The 15495-nt window shown below is 67.6% G+C and carries 15 protein-coding genes; 7 read left to right on the forward strand and 8 right to left on the reverse strand.

The window, feature by feature from the left end:
- Positions 1-74: 74 nt before the first annotated feature.
- Entirely contained in the window at positions 75-1046 is a 972-nt protein-coding gene (locus KV110_RS02075; protein ID WP_218472847.1) for a LysR family transcriptional regulator, read from the forward strand.
- Positions 1047-1074: 28 nt separating this feature from the next.
- Here the strand turns inward: KV110_RS02075 and KV110_RS02080 are convergent, their stop codons facing one another.
- Positions 1075-2709 carry a MinD/ParA family ATP-binding protein gene (locus tag KV110_RS02080; RefSeq protein WP_218472848.1) on the reverse strand — a complete coding sequence of 545 codons (1635 nt, stop codon included), beginning with the start codon at positions 2707-2709 and terminating at the stop codon, positions 1075-1077.
- Between the two features lie 391 nt (positions 2710-3100).
- Positions 3101-4894, reverse strand: a complete 1794-nt coding sequence (gene leuA / locus KV110_RS02085; protein ID WP_218472849.1) for a 2-isopropylmalate synthase — start codon at positions 4892-4894, stop codon at positions 3101-3103.
- 268 nt (positions 4895-5162) lie between these two features.
- Here leuA and KV110_RS02090 point away from each other — a divergent pair, with 268 nt between their 5' ends.
- From KV110_RS02090 to KV110_RS02105, 4 genes are all read left to right on the forward strand, one after another.
- Positions 5163-5930: a sulfite exporter TauE/SafE family protein gene (locus KV110_RS02090; RefSeq protein ID WP_218472850.1), complete on the forward strand. Its 768-nt coding sequence runs from the start codon at positions 5163-5165 to the stop codon at positions 5928-5930.
- Between the two features lie 93 nt (positions 5931-6023).
- Positions 6024-7646 carry an alpha/beta hydrolase gene (locus KV110_RS02095; RefSeq protein ID WP_218472851.1) on the forward strand — a complete coding sequence of 541 codons (1623 nt, stop codon included), beginning with the start codon at positions 6024-6026 and terminating at the stop codon, positions 7644-7646.
- A gap of 191 nt (positions 7647-7837) precedes the next feature.
- A complete protein-coding gene (locus tag KV110_RS02100; protein ID WP_246634311.1) occupies positions 7838-9484 on the forward strand; it encodes a GMC oxidoreductase in 1647 nt (548 codons plus the stop codon).
- A 92-nt stretch (positions 9485-9576) separates the two neighbouring features.
- A complete protein-coding gene (locus KV110_RS02105) occupies positions 9577-10419 on the forward strand; it encodes an ion transporter (RefSeq protein WP_218472852.1) in 843 nt (280 codons plus the stop codon).
- On the opposite strand, the gene KV110_RS02110 is transcribed toward KV110_RS02105, so the two are convergent.
- From KV110_RS02110 to KV110_RS02125, 4 genes are all read right to left on the reverse strand, one after another.
- On the reverse strand, positions 10397-11608 hold the full coding sequence (locus tag KV110_RS02110; RefSeq protein ID WP_218472853.1) for a low temperature requirement protein A: 1212 nt from the start codon (positions 11606-11608) through the stop codon (positions 10397-10399). The genes KV110_RS02105 and KV110_RS02110 overlap by 23 nt on opposite strands.
- Before the next feature lie 90 nt (positions 11609-11698).
- Complete coding sequence (locus KV110_RS02115) at positions 11699-12169, reverse strand: SRPBCC family protein (protein ID WP_218472854.1); 471 nt, start codon at positions 12167-12169, stop codon at positions 11699-11701.
- 316 nt (positions 12170-12485) lie between these two features.
- Positions 12486-12671 carry a DUF1918 domain-containing protein gene (locus KV110_RS02120; protein ID WP_218472855.1) on the reverse strand — a complete coding sequence of 62 codons (186 nt, stop codon included), beginning with the start codon at positions 12669-12671 and terminating at the stop codon, positions 12486-12488.
- 64 nt (positions 12672-12735) lie between these two features.
- On the reverse strand, positions 12736-13323 hold the full coding sequence (locus KV110_RS02125; protein ID WP_218472856.1) for a TetR/AcrR family transcriptional regulator: 588 nt from the start codon (positions 13321-13323) through the stop codon (positions 12736-12738).
- A 58-nt stretch (positions 13324-13381) separates the two neighbouring features.
- Between KV110_RS02125 and KV110_RS02130 the strand changes: the two genes are divergently transcribed.
- On the forward strand, positions 13382-13957 hold the full coding sequence (locus tag KV110_RS02130) for a dihydrofolate reductase family protein (RefSeq protein ID WP_218472858.1): 576 nt from the start codon (positions 13382-13384) through the stop codon (positions 13955-13957).
- A 26-nt stretch (positions 13958-13983) separates the two neighbouring features.
- Entirely contained in the window at positions 13984-14556 is a 573-nt protein-coding gene (locus KV110_RS02135; RefSeq protein WP_218472860.1) for a dihydrofolate reductase family protein, read from the forward strand.
- 11 nt (positions 14557-14567) lie between these two features.
- Here KV110_RS02135 and KV110_RS02140 read toward each other — a convergent pair whose 3' ends face one another.
- Positions 14568-14984 carry a secondary thiamine-phosphate synthase enzyme YjbQ gene (locus KV110_RS02140; protein WP_218472862.1) on the reverse strand — a complete coding sequence of 139 codons (417 nt, stop codon included), beginning with the start codon at positions 14982-14984 and terminating at the stop codon, positions 14568-14570.
- A gap of 18 nt (positions 14985-15002) precedes the next feature.
- On the reverse strand, positions 15003-15485 hold the full coding sequence (locus tag KV110_RS02145) for a MarR family winged helix-turn-helix transcriptional regulator (protein WP_218472863.1): 483 nt from the start codon (positions 15483-15485) through the stop codon (positions 15003-15005).
- Positions 15486-15495: the final 10 nt, after the last annotated feature.

A 15495-nucleotide genomic window follows, 5' to 3' on the forward strand; every position in this document is an offset into this window, starting at 1 on the left:
AACCCGTCGCACGCCGGATTACGGTGTCCTCGCTGACGGGCGAACCCGTGGTTGACCAGTCGATAGGGCCGCCGATGTCGGTCGAACGGCTACGCGTACTGCGCGAATTCGCCGATCGCGGCACCATCGCCGCTGTCGCCGCCGCCCTCTCGATGACGCCGTCGGCCGTCTCGCAGCAGCTCAAGGTGCTGGCCAGGGAAGCGGGCGTCGCCCTCCTCGAACCCGACGGCCGCCGCGTCCGCCTCACCGACGCTGGCCACGCGCTGGTCGTGCGGGCCGACGAAGTGCTGGCCGCGATGGATCGGGCCGTCGCCGAGATGGCGCACTACCGGGGTTCGCCGCGCGGCCGCGTTCGCGTCGCGGTGTTCCCCTCCGGCGGCGCGCTACTGCTGCCACTGGTGCTGCCCGCGATGCAGGACAGCGGCGTCGACATCGTCGCCAGCGACGTGGACCTGCCGCCGTCCGAGGTGTCCCGGCTGCTCGCCGACTACGACGTGGTGCTCACCCATCGCGACGAGCGCGCCGCACCGATCGCCGACCCTCGGGTCACCGTGCGTGTCCTGATGCGCGAACCCATCGATGTTGTTGTCGCACCGACCCATCGGCTCGCGGGCCACGCCGCGGTGACCCCGGCGGAACTGGCCGACGAAACCTGGCTGAGCGTGCGCGGCGGTTTCCCGGTCGACGACGTGCTGCGCTCGATCGCCACCCTGACCGGCGTCCAACCCCGAATAGTGCAGCGGCTCAACGAGTTCCGCCTTATCGAAACGCTTGTCGTCACCGGCTACGGCGTCGCCCTCATGCCGCGCTACTCGGTAGCCCACCCCGACCTGTCCGTCCTACGCCTCACCGGCGTCCGCGCCGCCCGCAGCTACGAACTCGCCACCCGCCCGCGCGCCGAACATCGTCCCGCCATCGCGGCGGTACTCGAGGCATTCCGTGCGGCCGCGGAGAATGTCACTGCCGAACCGCCACCAACCGGATCTGCCACGCGCGGTCGAGGCAGCCGTGCGGCCAGCGGAAAACAGCGCGGCCCCGGCGCGTAAGCACCGGGGCCGCAACGGCTTTCGAATTCTAGTGACCGAGCGGTCCGGGGTGGTGGTACTGCTGGGCGCCCACGTACCCGAAGTCGTCGGCGACCATCGCGGCCAGTTCCAGCAGCGCGCGACGGGTCGGCTTGCTCACCAGTTCCAGATCGATTTCCGCGCCTTCGGCGAGGTGATCGTCGAAGGGCACCACCTGGACCGCGCGGGTGCGGTCGAGGAAGAGCTTGCGGAGCTGGTCCAGGTCGACCGTGGATGCGCCACGGCGGGAGGCGTTCACGACGACGACGGTGCGCTCGACGAGCTTGTTGTAGCCGTGGTGGTCCAGCCAGTCCAGGGTGGCCGAGGCGCTGCGGGCGCCGTCGATGGCGGGCGAGGTGACCAGCACGAGCGAGCTGGCCATGTCCAGGACGCCTGCCATGGCCGAATGCATCAGGCCGGTGCCGCAGTCGGTCAGGATGATGTTGTAGAACGACTGCAGGATGCCGATGGCCTTGCGGTAGTCGGCCTCGCTGAAGGCCTCGGAGACCGCCGGATCCTGTTCGCTGGCAAGCACTTCCAGGCGGCTTGGCGCCTGTGAAGTGTGTGCCCGCACGTCGGAGTACCTGCTGATGTGCTGGTCCTCGAGCAGGTTGCGCACGGTGGAGCGGGTCTGCCGCGGCACCCGGTGCGCGAGCGTGCCGAGGTCGGGGTTGGCGTCGATCGCGATGACGCGGTCACCGCGCAGTGACGCGAACGTCGAACCGAGGCCGACCGTGGTCGTGGTCTTGCCGACGCCACCCTTGAGCGACAGGATGGCGATCCGATAGTCGCCGCGCACCGGCTGATTCACCCGGTCGACGAGGTCGCGGTAGACGATGTCGGCCGCGGACTCGCCCGGGTTGAGCACGCCACCGGTGGCCTTGTGCACCGCACGGCGCCACCCGCTACGCGGCGCCCGCCGGGCCCGCTTGAGCAGGTTCAGGTCGTTGACCGAGTGGCCGGGCTGGCCGGGCGCGGGCACGTGCTGCGGCTGGAACGGCTGCGCGGGCTGGTGCGGGTTCGGCCCGCCCTGCCAGCTCGGCGCGGGCGGCTGGCCCATCGGCGACGCGGGCGGTTGCCCCATCGGTGCGGGCGGCTGGTACGCGGGCGGTGGCGGCGGCTGGTGGGTCACCGGCGGTGGCGGCGGCGCCCAGCTGTAGATCGGCCCGCTCGGCTGATCGGCTTGTGGCGCACCGGCTTCGGAATGTTCTTGCGGCACCCGCCGGACCAGCCCGTCGGGGCCGATCTCCTGCCGGTAGTCGCCGTAACCCTGCTGTTCCTGCATGCCTGCGATCTGGTGGCTACCACTGTGACCGGACGCCGACTGGTACGTGCCGGTCTGATACGGCTCATATGCGCCGGTCGGGGCGAACGCGCTCGCGTTCGGCGGGGCGTACCCGCCGTATTGCTCGGCGGGACCGGGCGGCGGGAAACCTTCGGGCGGGCCGTAGGACTGCGGCGGCATCGTTGCCTGCGGGTAGGACACGGTCTGGTCCGTCGAGCCGCCGAATTCGGGCTCGGCCGGGTCTTGATCCGGCTGGTCCGGCGCTTCCGCTGCCTCGGAGTCCGTCACTTCCACGTCACCGGTCTGCTCCGCCGGCTGGTCGGCGGCTTGCTCCGACTCGGTGGCATCGGCCGTGTCCACCGTTTGACTCTGCAGCCAGGGCGGTGAGGTCGGGTTGTGGTCGTTTGTTGTCACAGTTCCCCCATCTGCTCGGGACTTCGAGCAGAGAGCTCGGCGCTTGAGTGCGAAACCAACGCTAGCACGGGGTTCGCCAGCTCGCGTCACCGTATGTACGCCGGAAGTGCCCCGATGACACGCCGCCGATATGTGGTCTCCGACAGCAAGATCGAGAGCCGGACGCTGGGGCGAACAACAACCGCACGCCCGGCTCTCACCGTACTCGACCTGCAACCCACGTGGGGCCGGACGACAATCCTCCGCAATTGCGTACGGCCGGACCGAAGTCGGAGCCCCGCCGGTCATTGCGTGCGGTTACCCGAGCGGGCCACAGCACGCAATGACGCGGTTGTGATCAGTGCGCCCGGTTCACCGCGGAGACCACCGCACGCAATGACGCGGTGGTGATGGACGTCGCGATGCCGACACCCCACACCACCTTGTCGCCGATCGCGCACTCCACATAGGCGGCGGCCTGTGCGTCGTCGCCCGCGGACATGGCGTGCTCGGAGTAGTCCAGCACCCGGACGTCGAAGCCGACGGTGGCGATCGCGTCGACGAACGCGGCGAGCGGGCCGTTGCCGGTGCCGGTGATCTCCTGCTCGACGCCGTCGACCTTCACCACCACCGAGATGGTGTCGGTCCCGCCGTCGGTCTCCGACGCGGTGACCTTCTGCCGGATCCGCTCCAGCGGCCGGATCGGGCTCAGGTACTCGTCGGCGAAGACGTCCCACATCTCCTTCGGGGTGACCTCGCCGCCCTCGCCGTCGGTGATCCGCTGGACCGCCTGGGAGAACTCGATCTGCAGCCGGCGCGGCAGCACCAAGCCGTGGTCGGTCTTCATGATGTAGGCGACGCCGCCCTTGCCGGACTGCGAGTTGACCCGGATGACCGCCTCGTAGGTGCGGCCGACATCCTTCGGGTCGATCGGCAGATACGGCACGGCCCAGACGATGTCGTCCACGTCGGCGTCCGCATTGTCGGCCGCGACCTTCATCGCGTCCAGGCCCTTGTTGATGGCGTCCTGGTGGCTGCCGGAGAAAGCGGTGTACACCAGGTCGCCGCCGTACGGGTGGCGCTCGGCCACCGGCAGCTGGTTGCAGTACTCGACCGTGCGGCGGATCTCGTCGATGTCGGAGAAGTTGATCTGCGGGTCGATGCCTCGGGAAAACAGGTTCATGCCCAGGGTGACCAGGCAGACGTTGCCGGTGCGTTCACCGTTGCCGAACAAGCAGCCCTCGATCCGGTCCGCACCCGCCTGGTAGCCCAGTTCCGCGGCGGCGACCGCGGTGCCACGGTCGTTGTGCGGGTGCAGCGACAGCACGATCGAGTCGCGACGGGCCAGGTTGCGGCTCATCCACTCGATCGAGTCGGCGTAGACGTTCGGCGTCGCCATCTCGACGGTCGCGGGCAGATTGATGATCAGCGGCTTCGCCGGGGTCGGCGCGATGATCTCCGAGACCGCGTCGCACACCTCTTTGGCGTATTCCAGTTCGGTGCCGGTGTAGGACTCTGGGCTGTACTCATAGCGCCAGTTGGTGTCGGGGTAACGCTTCTCGATCTCCAGGCACAGGGTCGCCGCGTCGGTGGCGATCTTCCGCACCGCGGCCCGATCGGCGCGGAACACCACTTTCCGCTGCAGGATCGAGGTGGAGTTGTAGAAGTGCACGATCACGTTCTGCGCGCCCGCGCAGGCCTCGAAGGTGCGCTCGATCAGCTCGGCGCGACACTGGGTGAGCACCTGGATGGTGACGTCGTCGGGGATCGCGCCGTCTTCGATGATCTCGCGGACGAAGTCGAAGTCGGTCTGGCTGGCCGACGGGAAGCCGACCTCGATCTCCTTGTAGCCCATCCGCACCAGCAGGTCGAACATGCGGCGCTTGCGGGCCGGGCTCATCGGGTCGATCAGGGCCTGGTTGCCGTCGCGCAGGTCGACGGCACACCAGCCGGGTGCGACGTCGATGATCTTGTCCGGCCAGGTGCGGTCGGGCACCGAGATCGGCTCGACCTCCTCGGCGAACGGCCGGTACCGGAAGGTCGGCATCGAAGAGTTCTTCTGCGCGTTCCAGGCGGGTTGGTCGGCCGGGGCCGGTTTGGACGGCGGCGTGATGGTGCGCGAGCCGGATATGAAGGCGTCAGCAGGGGACATGGCGATTTCTCCGAGGGTGTGGTGTTTCCCAAAGGGTGGGTCGACCGGCGCGGCAATACCCCGCGACGGGAGCCGGTCCGATCAGACCCCGTCGCGGCGGCTGAGAAGAAGTGCCCGCTGCATGATGCCGGCGAGTTTACCGTGTGGCATTACACCGCCGAAAGCCCGGTCCCGTCGTCGGGTCATCCGACGTTGCGGCTAGCGTTCCGATCAGAAGCAAACGCTTGTACGGACCACTGGTCCGACGGGACGTCGAACGGATTCACATATGACCTGGCTGGAACAGCTGGCCGTCTTCGGTGCGGGCATCGCGGCGGGCGGCATCAACACGATCGTGGGTTCGGGAACCCTGATCACTTTCCCGGTACTGCTCGCCTTCGGGCTGCCGCCGGTGACCGCGAACGTGTCGAACACGATCGGCCTGGTCCCCGGCGCGATGAGTGGCGTGCACGGCTATCGGCGCGAACTGGCCGGGCAGCGCGAACGGCTGCTGCGCCTTGGCACCGCGTCGCTGCTCGGCGGCATCACCGGTGCGGTGCTGCTGCTCGTCATGCCCGCGCAGGCGTTCAAGGCGATCGTGCCGGTGCTGATCATCGCGGCGCTGGTGCTCGTCGTGGTGCAGCCGCGACTGGCGCGCTGGGTGAAGGAGCAGCGCGCGAACGGCGACAGCCCGGCGCCGAAACACGGTGGCCCGATCCTCTTCGTCGCGGTCTTCGCGACCGGCATCTACGGCGGCTACTTCGGCGCCGCGCAGGGCGTGCTGCTGCTCGGGCTGCTCGGCGTGTTCGTGCACGAGGACATCCAGCGCCTCAACGGCATCAAGAACGTGCTCGCGCTGATCGTGAACGCGGTCGCCGCGGTGATCTTCATCGTGGTCGCCGACGTGGATTGGCGGGCGGTGCTGTTGATCGCGCTCGGCTCGATCATCGGCGGCCAGCTCGGTGCGAAGATGGGCAGGCGGTTGCCGCCGACCGCGTTGCGGGTGGTCATCGTCGTGGTCGGCACCATCGCGGTGGTCCGGCTGTTGATGACGTAGGAGGTGGCGGGTGGCGTTGACGAGGCGATCTCAGGGTGCAATTCATCCCTCCGGGGGACGACGGCTGCGCCGTTGCGGCACAAGATAATCGGTATGCGTGGGTGGAGGATCGTCGTTGTTGCCGCGCTGGCCGCGTCGCTGTTGCCGCTGACCGGCTGCGGCACGCCGGGCAAGCATGAGCAGGCCGTGGCCGACTTGGTCGCCCAGGCCGACGCGGTGCCGACGCCGCGGCTGGACTGGGCGCCGTGCCAGGAGAAGACCCTGAGTCGGCTGCAATGCGCGACCGCGACGGTTCCGGTGGACTACGCGCGGCCCGACGGTGCCACGCTCGCGCTGGCGGTGGTCCGCCAGCCCGCGACCGACCCATCCCGCCGCATCGGCACCCTCTTCACCGCGGCCGGGGGACCCGGCGCTTCGGGCATCCGGTGGGCGGGCGATGACGTGATGTTTCCGGGCGAGATCGCCCGCCGGTTCGACGTGGTGACCTTCGACCAGCGCGGTATCGGTCGCAGCTCGCAGGTGCGCTGTTTCGCGAATCCCGAAGAGCAGAAACGATTTTGGTCCGGGGTATGGATTCCGCCGGTGAACGCCCAGCAGGAGGAAGAGCAGGCACGCTTCAGCCGCGAGCTGTCCGCCGGATGTGCCGCGCACAATCCCGCCCTGCTGCCCCATCTCACCACCGTCGACACCGCTCGCGACCTGGATCTGCTGCGCCGCGCCGTCGGTGACAAGCAGCTGACCTACGAGGGCGGTTCGTACGCCAGCTACCTCGGCGAGGTGTACGGCGCCGTCTTCGGCGACCGGGTCCGCGCGCTGAGTCTCAGCTCGATGATCGACCCGGACGCCTACACCGCCGACACCCGCACCGAGGTCTCCACCGCGGCGGCGGGCACCGAGGAGGTGCTGTCGGAGTTCTTCCGGTTGTGCGCCCAGGCCGGGCAGCCGCGCTGCGCTTTCGCCGGTGCGGGCAAGCAGGCCGCCGACCCCGTCGGGCAGATCCGCAGTGATCAAAAGCCCAGCGGCGGTGAGGATCTGCGTGCCCGCGACACGGCATTACTGGAGCGGCTGCGGCAGGGGCCGGTGGTGGTCGGCGAGGGGGAGCGCGCTCACCAGGTCACCTACGCCGAGGTCGTCGCGTCGCACACGCTGATGCTGTACGACCCCGAGGAAGGCTGGCCCGCCCTCGCGCAACTGCTCACCCAACTGGAGCGCGGCCCGGCAGGCAATCCGGAAGTCGTGCGCGAGATTCTCGATGCGGGTGCGATGCGCCCCGACTTCCTCGACTCGTTCACCGCAATCTCGTGCGCGGACAACACTTTTCCGCGGGAGCCGGAGCAATGGCCCACGCTGGCCAAGGAATTGGGTGCGGACGGATCCCCCTACAGCGCGTTCTGGCTGTACCTGCGCCAGCCGTGCGCCTCGTGGCCGTCCCCGCAGGGCGGCTATCCGCAGCGCCACCCGGGCCCGTGGATCCTGCGCTCGGACGTGCCCGCGCTGCTGTTCAACAACCGGTTCGACCCGGTGACACCGCTGCCCGCCGCTCGTAAGGCGCAGCAGGCCCTGGTCAACGCGCGCCTGGTCGTCGTCGACGCCGGCTACGGGCACGACACCACCGTCGACTGCACCCGGCGTCTACAGGAGCGTTACCTCATCGACCAGCAACTTCCGGCGCCCGGCGCGACCTGCAAACCCGATCGAGCACCCTTCGCCGACTGAGCCGCGGACTGCGGTGCCGCGCCCCTGTTGTCCATCGGCGACCCCGTCCCGTGGCCTGTTCGTCATCCCCGCTTTCCCGCCATCGGGACCACCCGAGGGACGGTCCGCTGGGACAACGGAAGGGGGACAACGGATGACGACGCGGCAACGACTGTTCAGCGAGTGGGAATACCGGTAATCTTCGCTCGGCCATGCGTGATGAGGGAGGTGGCTTGGTGCGTAGACGCGCCTTCTTCAAGGCGGCGGGTGCGGCCGCGCTGTTCGGCGCTGTCGCTGGTTCGTCGTCGGTTACCGGACCGGCGTCCGCGGACCCGGTCTGGAACCTGCTTTTCCAGGCGTGGGTGCCGGAAATCTTTGCGCCACTGCCTGATCCGCCCGAGCACACGCCCGCGATCGTCATCGGCTCCGGCTTCGGCGCCGCGGTCACCGCGCTGCGCCTCGCCGAGGCGGGCATCGCGAACACGGTGCTGGAGCGCGGTTCGCGCTGGCCCAACGATCCATGGCGGGAGATCTTCACCGGCGACGACCTGCCCGACGGCCGCGGCTTCTGGCATCGCACCACATTCACCGGCGTCAGCAAGGTGCCGATGCAGTTCGCGAGCTTCGGTGGCGTGCTCGACTGCACCAACTACCCCGGCATCGACGTGTGGCGGGCGGCCGCGGTCGGCGGCGGCTCGGTGATCTTCACCGGCGCGATGGTCGCCCCGGAGCGGCGCTTCTTCGACCACCTCTTCGGCGGCACGGTCGAGTACGGCGAGCTGGACCGCGTCTACTACCCGCGGGTGCGGGAAATGCTGCGGCTGAGTTCGATGCCGCCGGACATCTACGCCGCCAAGCCGTTCGCGCACTCCAGGGCGTGGGACGACCAGGTGCGCATGGCGGGCTACCAGCCGATGCCCAACGACTCGGTCTTCAACTGGGACATCCTGCGCGGCGAGCTGGCGGGCACCACCCGGCCGTCGGCCACTGCCGCGCGCAGTAACCTCGGCAATTCCAACGGCGCCAAGTTCGATCTGAATCAGAACTATCTGAAGTACGCGGAGGGCACCGGCCGGTCCGCGATCTTCCCGGGCCACCAGGTGGAGTCCATCGCCCAGGAGCCCGGCGGCCGCTTCTCGGTCCGGGTGACCAAGCTGGCGCCGACCGGCGAGGTGCTCGGCACCAGGACCCTCACCTGCGACCAGCTCTTCCTCGGCGCCGGCTCGGTGGGCACCTCGGAGCTGCTGGTCCGGGCCCAGGCCACCGGCACGCTGCCCAACCTCAACGAGCACATCGGCGACGGCTGGGGCACCAATGGCGACGTGGTGCTCGGCCGTGGCGCGAGTGCGCTGGCCGGTTTGGGCCAGGGCGTCCCCAGCGCGAGCCGGATCTTCGACGAGTCGGGCCTGCCGCTCAGCTTGGAAAGCTGGTACATCCCCGGCATTCCGTTCGAGACGGGTGCGCTCGCCTCGCTGGGCATGGTCCTCGACCCGGCCCGCACCCGGTTCGGCTACGACGCGGCCTCGAACCGGGTCGGTCTGTCCTGGCCGACCAGGAACCGGGACGACATGGTGGCCGCCGCCCGCGCGGTCGACCATCGGATCGCCGAACGGGCCGACGCCGTCCTCGAATACGGCGCCCTCGGCTACGACGCGAACGCCCTGTTCACCGCGCACCCACTGGGCGGAGCGGTGCTCGGCAAGGCCACCGACAGTTACGGGCGAGTGCACGGGCACCCGGGTCTGTACGTGATGGACGGTGCGGCCATTCCGGGCAGTACCGGCACGGTGAACCCGTCGCTGACCATCGCCGCGCTCGCCGAGCGCAATATCGAGGCGATCATCCGGGCCGGTAGGTAGGCCGGATTCGAGCCCTGCGCTGGAGTCCGTGCCACCGACCGAACCGCGTACTACTGTCGGCCTGACCGTTCAGCGTTGAAGGGATACCCCAGGTGACAGCTGCGAGCGCCACTCCGGTCGGCGAGGAACTCCCGGAAGGCGATTACCCGCGTAAGCCGCCCGCGTTGTGGACCGACTTCGTGATGCTGGCGCTGGCCGTCGTATCGGTGGCGCTGGTCGCCTGGATCACCTTCTTCACGGTGTCCGAGCAGACCTATCGCGCGATCGTGATCGTCGACTGGACGGTGTGCGCGGTGTTCGCCGTCGAATTCCTGTGGCGCTGGCGCCGGGCGGGCTGGCCGTGGACGTTCCCGTTCGTCTACTGGTACGAGGTCCTCGGCATGATCCCGGTGACCAGTCCGTTCTTCCGCGGATTCCGGCTGCTGCGGATCGTGGTGATCGTGGTCAGGCTCGGTCGCGTTGCCGACCGCGTGTTCGGCGACCGCGTCACCGCCGCGCTGGTCAACCGGTTCGTACTGACCATCGTCGAGACGATCAAGCGCCCGATGACCATCGCGGTGATGGACGAGGTCGCTCACGTGATGCGGTCCGGCCACTACACCCGCAATATCGCGGCGGCGCTGCAGGAGAACCGCGCCGAGCTGGACGAGATGATCCTGGAGCTGATCAAGAAGGATCCGCAGGCGGGCCGGGTGCGCTATATCCCGTTCCACGACGACATCATCCGGCTGATCGCCGACACCACATTCCGCATCCTGTTCCAGGTATTGGATGATCCGCGGACCGACGAACTGGTCTCGGATGTGTTGCGCGAGAACATCGATCAGATCCGGCACGCGGTGCAGAACGACGTCCGGGTGCCGCCGTCCGCGTACGGTCCGACGCCTACTGAACACAGCGTCCGGCATCACCTCACGCGGGTGCCCCGTGCCTGATCTCCTCGCGGGGCTGTGCGAATCGGATTGTCTCCCACACGATCAGCGCACCGAGCATGGCGCACAGGATGGCGAGTGAGGCGAGCGCGGGCAGTGCGGCCGCCAGCGGGATCAGCGCGAGCAGCAGCACGATGGTGACCACCCTCGGTATGCTGACCGCCCCTGTCGCATAGTGTTTCGCGCCGACCAGCGCGATCAGATAGAGCACGACCCCGCCGTACAAGGCGAACAACGGAATTCCGTACAGCGCGTCTTTCAGCGTGTGCTGGGAAGAGTCGCCGACATAGTAGAGGACTTTCTTCAATCCCAGTGAGAGCCCGATGATCCCGACGATCATCGGAAAATGCCAAAAGGTGTAGGCGCCCCGCGCGATCTTGATCTGTCGCGCGCCGTCGGCATGTTTCAGCTGGTGTTCGATCGACAACGCGGCGACATCGAAATAGGTCCACCACAGCAGCCCGGATACCGCGAGTCCGAGCAGCGCGCCGACCGCGATCGGCCACGAGATCGGCAGCCCCGCCACCCCGATACCGATCGAGACGATCGATTCGCCGAGCGCCACGATGATGATCAGTCCGTACCGTTCGGCGAAATGGGTCGCCGAATTCAATCGCCAGTCGGTGCCGGCCAGCAATGTCCACAGATAGTCGCCCGCGATCGCCGCGATCCACAGCCCGATCTGCAGCGCCCCGGACGTCATCGCGGCGATCACCAGCAGCGTGGTGCCGATGGTGATCGAGCCGATCGACCAGCGCAGCACCTGGTTGCGCAACTGCGCGTCCTCGGCGCTGGCCAGCCAGAACATCACGACGTGCACCACCCGCACGACGAGATAGGCGATGGCGAAGACCAGCGGGCCGTACCAGCCGCCGGGCAGATCGTGGAACGCCTCGGGAATGGTGAGCGCGGCGAGGAAGGCGCCGCCCATCGCGGTGAACATCGCGACCCTGGCAAAGCCCTCGTCGGCGCGGATCACGTTGCCGAGCCAGGAGTAGGCGATCCACAGCCACCACATCACCGCGAGCACGAGCAATGCGCGCAGCATGTTCTTGGCGCTGGTCTCCTCCGCCGCCAGGTCGGTGACCATGGTGAAGGCGAAGACGAGCACCAAATCGAAGAACAGCTCGAGCTGCGTCACCGACGCACCTTCGGCCACCGGTTGGAGCCGAACCCGTTTGGAACCGATCATGGTGCACATCGTCGCACCCCGATCGGCTCGGCGCGTGGCTGCTGCGTTGCGCGTCGCGCGATTTCGCGGCGAGCGTACGTCGACCGGTTGTTATTCGTTATAGCTATACGGCTTCATAGTTTCCGGTTCCGGAAATCGCTCGGCGAACTCGATGAAATTCTGCACGGCGATCTCGTTCGTCTTCCGTACGGTTCGCTTGAGCAGAAGTCCGGGAACGGGGATGGGCATGTAGAGCTCGGTGTGGAACCAGACGTCGGTGCCGTCCGTGCCGTCGGAAACTTCGAACCAGCCGCCGCCCTTGACGCCCCGCGTGCTGTCGGTGACCTGCCAGGACGACCGGACTTCTGTCCAATCGTATTCCAGCACTTGCAGATCCGTGCTACCCAACAGTTCGGTCTTGACGAAAACTCGACGCGGCCTTCCTGCTTCGTCACGCGAGGCGACTCGGGCATCGGTATATCCCGGCGACCATTCCGGGAGCATTTCGACCGCGGCCAGCGCATCCATCACCTGCGCGGAATCGGCGTCGACGACGAATCGAATATCGGTTCTCGTGCGCATGTAAAACCTTCCGACCCCCGATGGACAACTCGGCCGATTCTCTCCAGCGGTTATCCGTCCGTCAACCTTTGGCCCCCGGTCCATAGTCCGCGGGCGTGGTCGACGTGGACCGATGTACTCGAAAGAGTGAGCGGGAACTGCGCGAACAACTTCCGAGTGGAAGGTTTGGGACATCTCGGAAGTAGCATCCCGCGGGACTGTCACAGAAAAGCCACTGCGCAGTGCGTGCCGTGCGGGCACTGCTCTCGGGCCGTGCGGGCACGGTGATCGGGTCTCCCGAACGCTGCCCCGTCGCCGGGTGCGGCAGCGTTCGGCGTCAGTGGGCCGGTTCGACTGTTGCGTCGGGCCCGGGATATACCAGCGACTCGTGTCCGTCGGGGTACCGCACCAGGTAGGGCGGTGACCCGTCGGGTCCGCGGACCTCGATGATCTGCCCGTGGCGATCACCTTGGCCCACAACGTGTCCGTGCACGTGGAGTCGGTCTCCGACATTCGCCATCATCACTTCATTATCGAATGCGAGTGATGCGGGTCACAAGGGTTCGGGGATTGAGACCGTGCGGTCTTTATTCGCCGATGGCGCGATCGACCGCGGCCTCGATCAGTTCCTGGCCCTGCTCTTCGGTGAACACGTCCGGCAGCGTGAGCCGATCCACGATCAGCCAGTTGAGCGCCAAATAGAGCAGTAGTACGGACTTCTCGTCGCCGGGCAGGCCCGCGTCGAGGTGGTTGCGCACATTGAAGTCGATGTCCGCGCGCACCCGCTCGGTCAGCACGGCCCGCAGTTCCGGTCGCCGGGTCGCCTCCAGGCGGAGTTCGAGCAGGGCGAGGTAGCCGGTGCGGAACGACTCGATGCGCCCGACCGTCTCCTTCATCAGCTCGACGATGTGCGCCAGGCTCTTCGGCCCCTCGGCCAGCTTGGCCATGGTTTCCTCGGTCGGCTGCAACCGCTCGTAGAAGCGGCTGCCCGCTTGGGTGAGCAGGTCGTCCCGGTTGGCGAAGTAGTTCGACGCCGTACCCGCGGGCACGGCCGCCTCCTTGTCCACCGCGCGGAAGGTGAGGCCGCGAGCGCCGTCCCTGGCCAGGACCTCGATTGCCGCGTCGAGCAGCGCTTGCCGACGCTCGGGATTCGTTCGCACTTGACACCACTCCATCCGTAGTACTACATTTCCACCACTACAAGCACAGTACAACAGATTGGGCGGTACCGGAATGCGAAAGCTTGTCTACTACGTCGCCGTGTCCCTCGACGGTTACATCGCAGGTCCGGGCGGGGAGTTCGACTTCTATCCGACCGACGACGAGATGGCCGCCTGGATCACCGGCCAGTACCCGGACTTCGTCCCGACGCATATTCGGCCCCACGTGGGTGTGCCGCTGGATGAGCCGAACACGCGGTGCGACACCGTGATCAGCGGCCGCGGCACCTACGAGCCCGCCCTGTCCGTCGGCGTGACCAGTCCGTACGCGCATATGAAGCAGTACGTGGTTTCCCGCACGCTCGGCCGGATCGATGACCCGGCGGTGGAATTGGTCGAGGGCGACCCGGTCGACCTGGTGCGGCGGCTGAAAAAGGAAGAGGGGCTGGATATCTGGCTCTGCGGCGGCGGCAACCTCGCCGCCCAGCTGCTCGGCGAGATCGACGAGATGATCATCAAGAGCTACCCGGTCGTCGCGGGCGGCGGCATCCCCGCGTTCGCGGGGGAGTTCCGACCGACCCTGTTCTCGCCCGCACAACGCAAAGAATTCGGCAACGGCACCCAGGTCACTTGGTTCACCCGCGCCTGACAACTCCGCACGAAAGAAGTTCTGCTATGCGAAAACTTGTCTACTTCGTCGGCATGTCCCTGGACGGCTACATCGCCGGACCCGGCGGCACGATCGACTTCTATCCCGTGTCCGACGAGATGGGCGCGTGGATCGCGCGGGAATACCCGGAGACGCTGCCGACCCACGCGCGGCCGCACTTCGGGCTCGCCGTCGACGCGCCCAATCAGAAGTTCGACACGTTCGTGATGGGGCGGGGTACCTACGACCCGGCCCTGGCGATCGGCGTGACCAGCCCGTTCGGGCACATGCGGCAGTACGTGGTGTCGAGCACCCTCGGCCGGATCGATGACCCGGCTGTCGAACTGGTCGAGCGCGATCCGGTCGGCCTGGTGCGTGCACTCAAACAAGAAGAGGGCATGGATATTTGGCTGGGCGGCGGCAAGCTCGCGGCCGCGTTGCTCGGCGAGATCGATGAGCTGGTCATCAAGAGCTACCCGGTCGTCGCGGGCGCAGGCACGCCCGCCTTCGCGGGGGAGTTCCAGCCGACGCTGTTCACGCCGACCGAGCGCAAGGAATTCGGCAACGGCAGTCAGGTCACCTGGTTCACCCGAGCCTGACTGCTCGTCGCTCACCCGTCCGAAAGGAAGGACAAGCGCACCTGGCGATCCGGATTGTCGACATTGAGGTCGACGAACGCGACGGACTGCCAGGTGCCCAAGGCCATCGTCCCGTCGATCACCGGAATGGTGGCGTAGGGCGCGATCATCGCGGGCATGACGTGCGAGCGACCATGCCCGCGCGAGCCGTGCGCATGTCGCCACCGATCGTCGGCGGGCAACAGGTCGCGCAGGGCGGCGAGCAGATCGTCGTCACTGCGCGCCCCCAACTCCATTACCGCGATGCCGGCCGTCGCATGCGGCACGAACACATTCAGTAGTCCGTCGCCGCCACCGGACGCTTCGCGCACGAACGACGTGCACTGCCCGGTGATGTCCTGCACGACTTCGGTCTGTCCCGTGGTCACCGTGAATACCGTGCTCTTCATGACTCCATCGTGCGTCATTCACTCGGTTTCGTCGGCGCGCAATGCCTTGGTTACCCGAAGTGATGTCTCGTGCAGCCGGTTGAACAGTTCCAGGATCAGCGCCAGCTGGTCGTCGGTGTAGTCGGCGGCCACCGTGCCGAATTCCCGCGCCAGCAGCTCATAGTGCGGGGCGATCTCGTCGATCCGCTCCTGGACGGCCGTGATGATCACCCGCCGCCGGTCCTGTCCGTCGTGTTCACGCCGCACGTAACCAGCCTTTAGTAGCCGGTCGATCATCCGGGTGATGGCGCCGGTGGTCAGTCCAGCGGCGGCGGCCAGTTCCCCTGCGGTGGCGGGGCCACCGAGTCGCAGCATGTTCAGGCAGCGCAGATCCGTCACGTGCAGGCCAAGTCGGTCCGCGACGGCCTGGTGCATCATCACCGCGTCGGTGGCGCTGCGCTGTGCGGCGAGGGTCAGCGCGGCACCCAACTCCACCCGCTTCGGCTCGGCATTCTTCGGCATGCTTGACACC

Origin of the sequence: Nocardia iowensis (genome assembly GCF_019222765.1) — a bacterium.
In the GTDB taxonomy this organism is placed as follows: domain Bacteria; phylum Actinomycetota; class Actinomycetes; order Mycobacteriales; family Mycobacteriaceae; genus Nocardia; species Nocardia iowensis.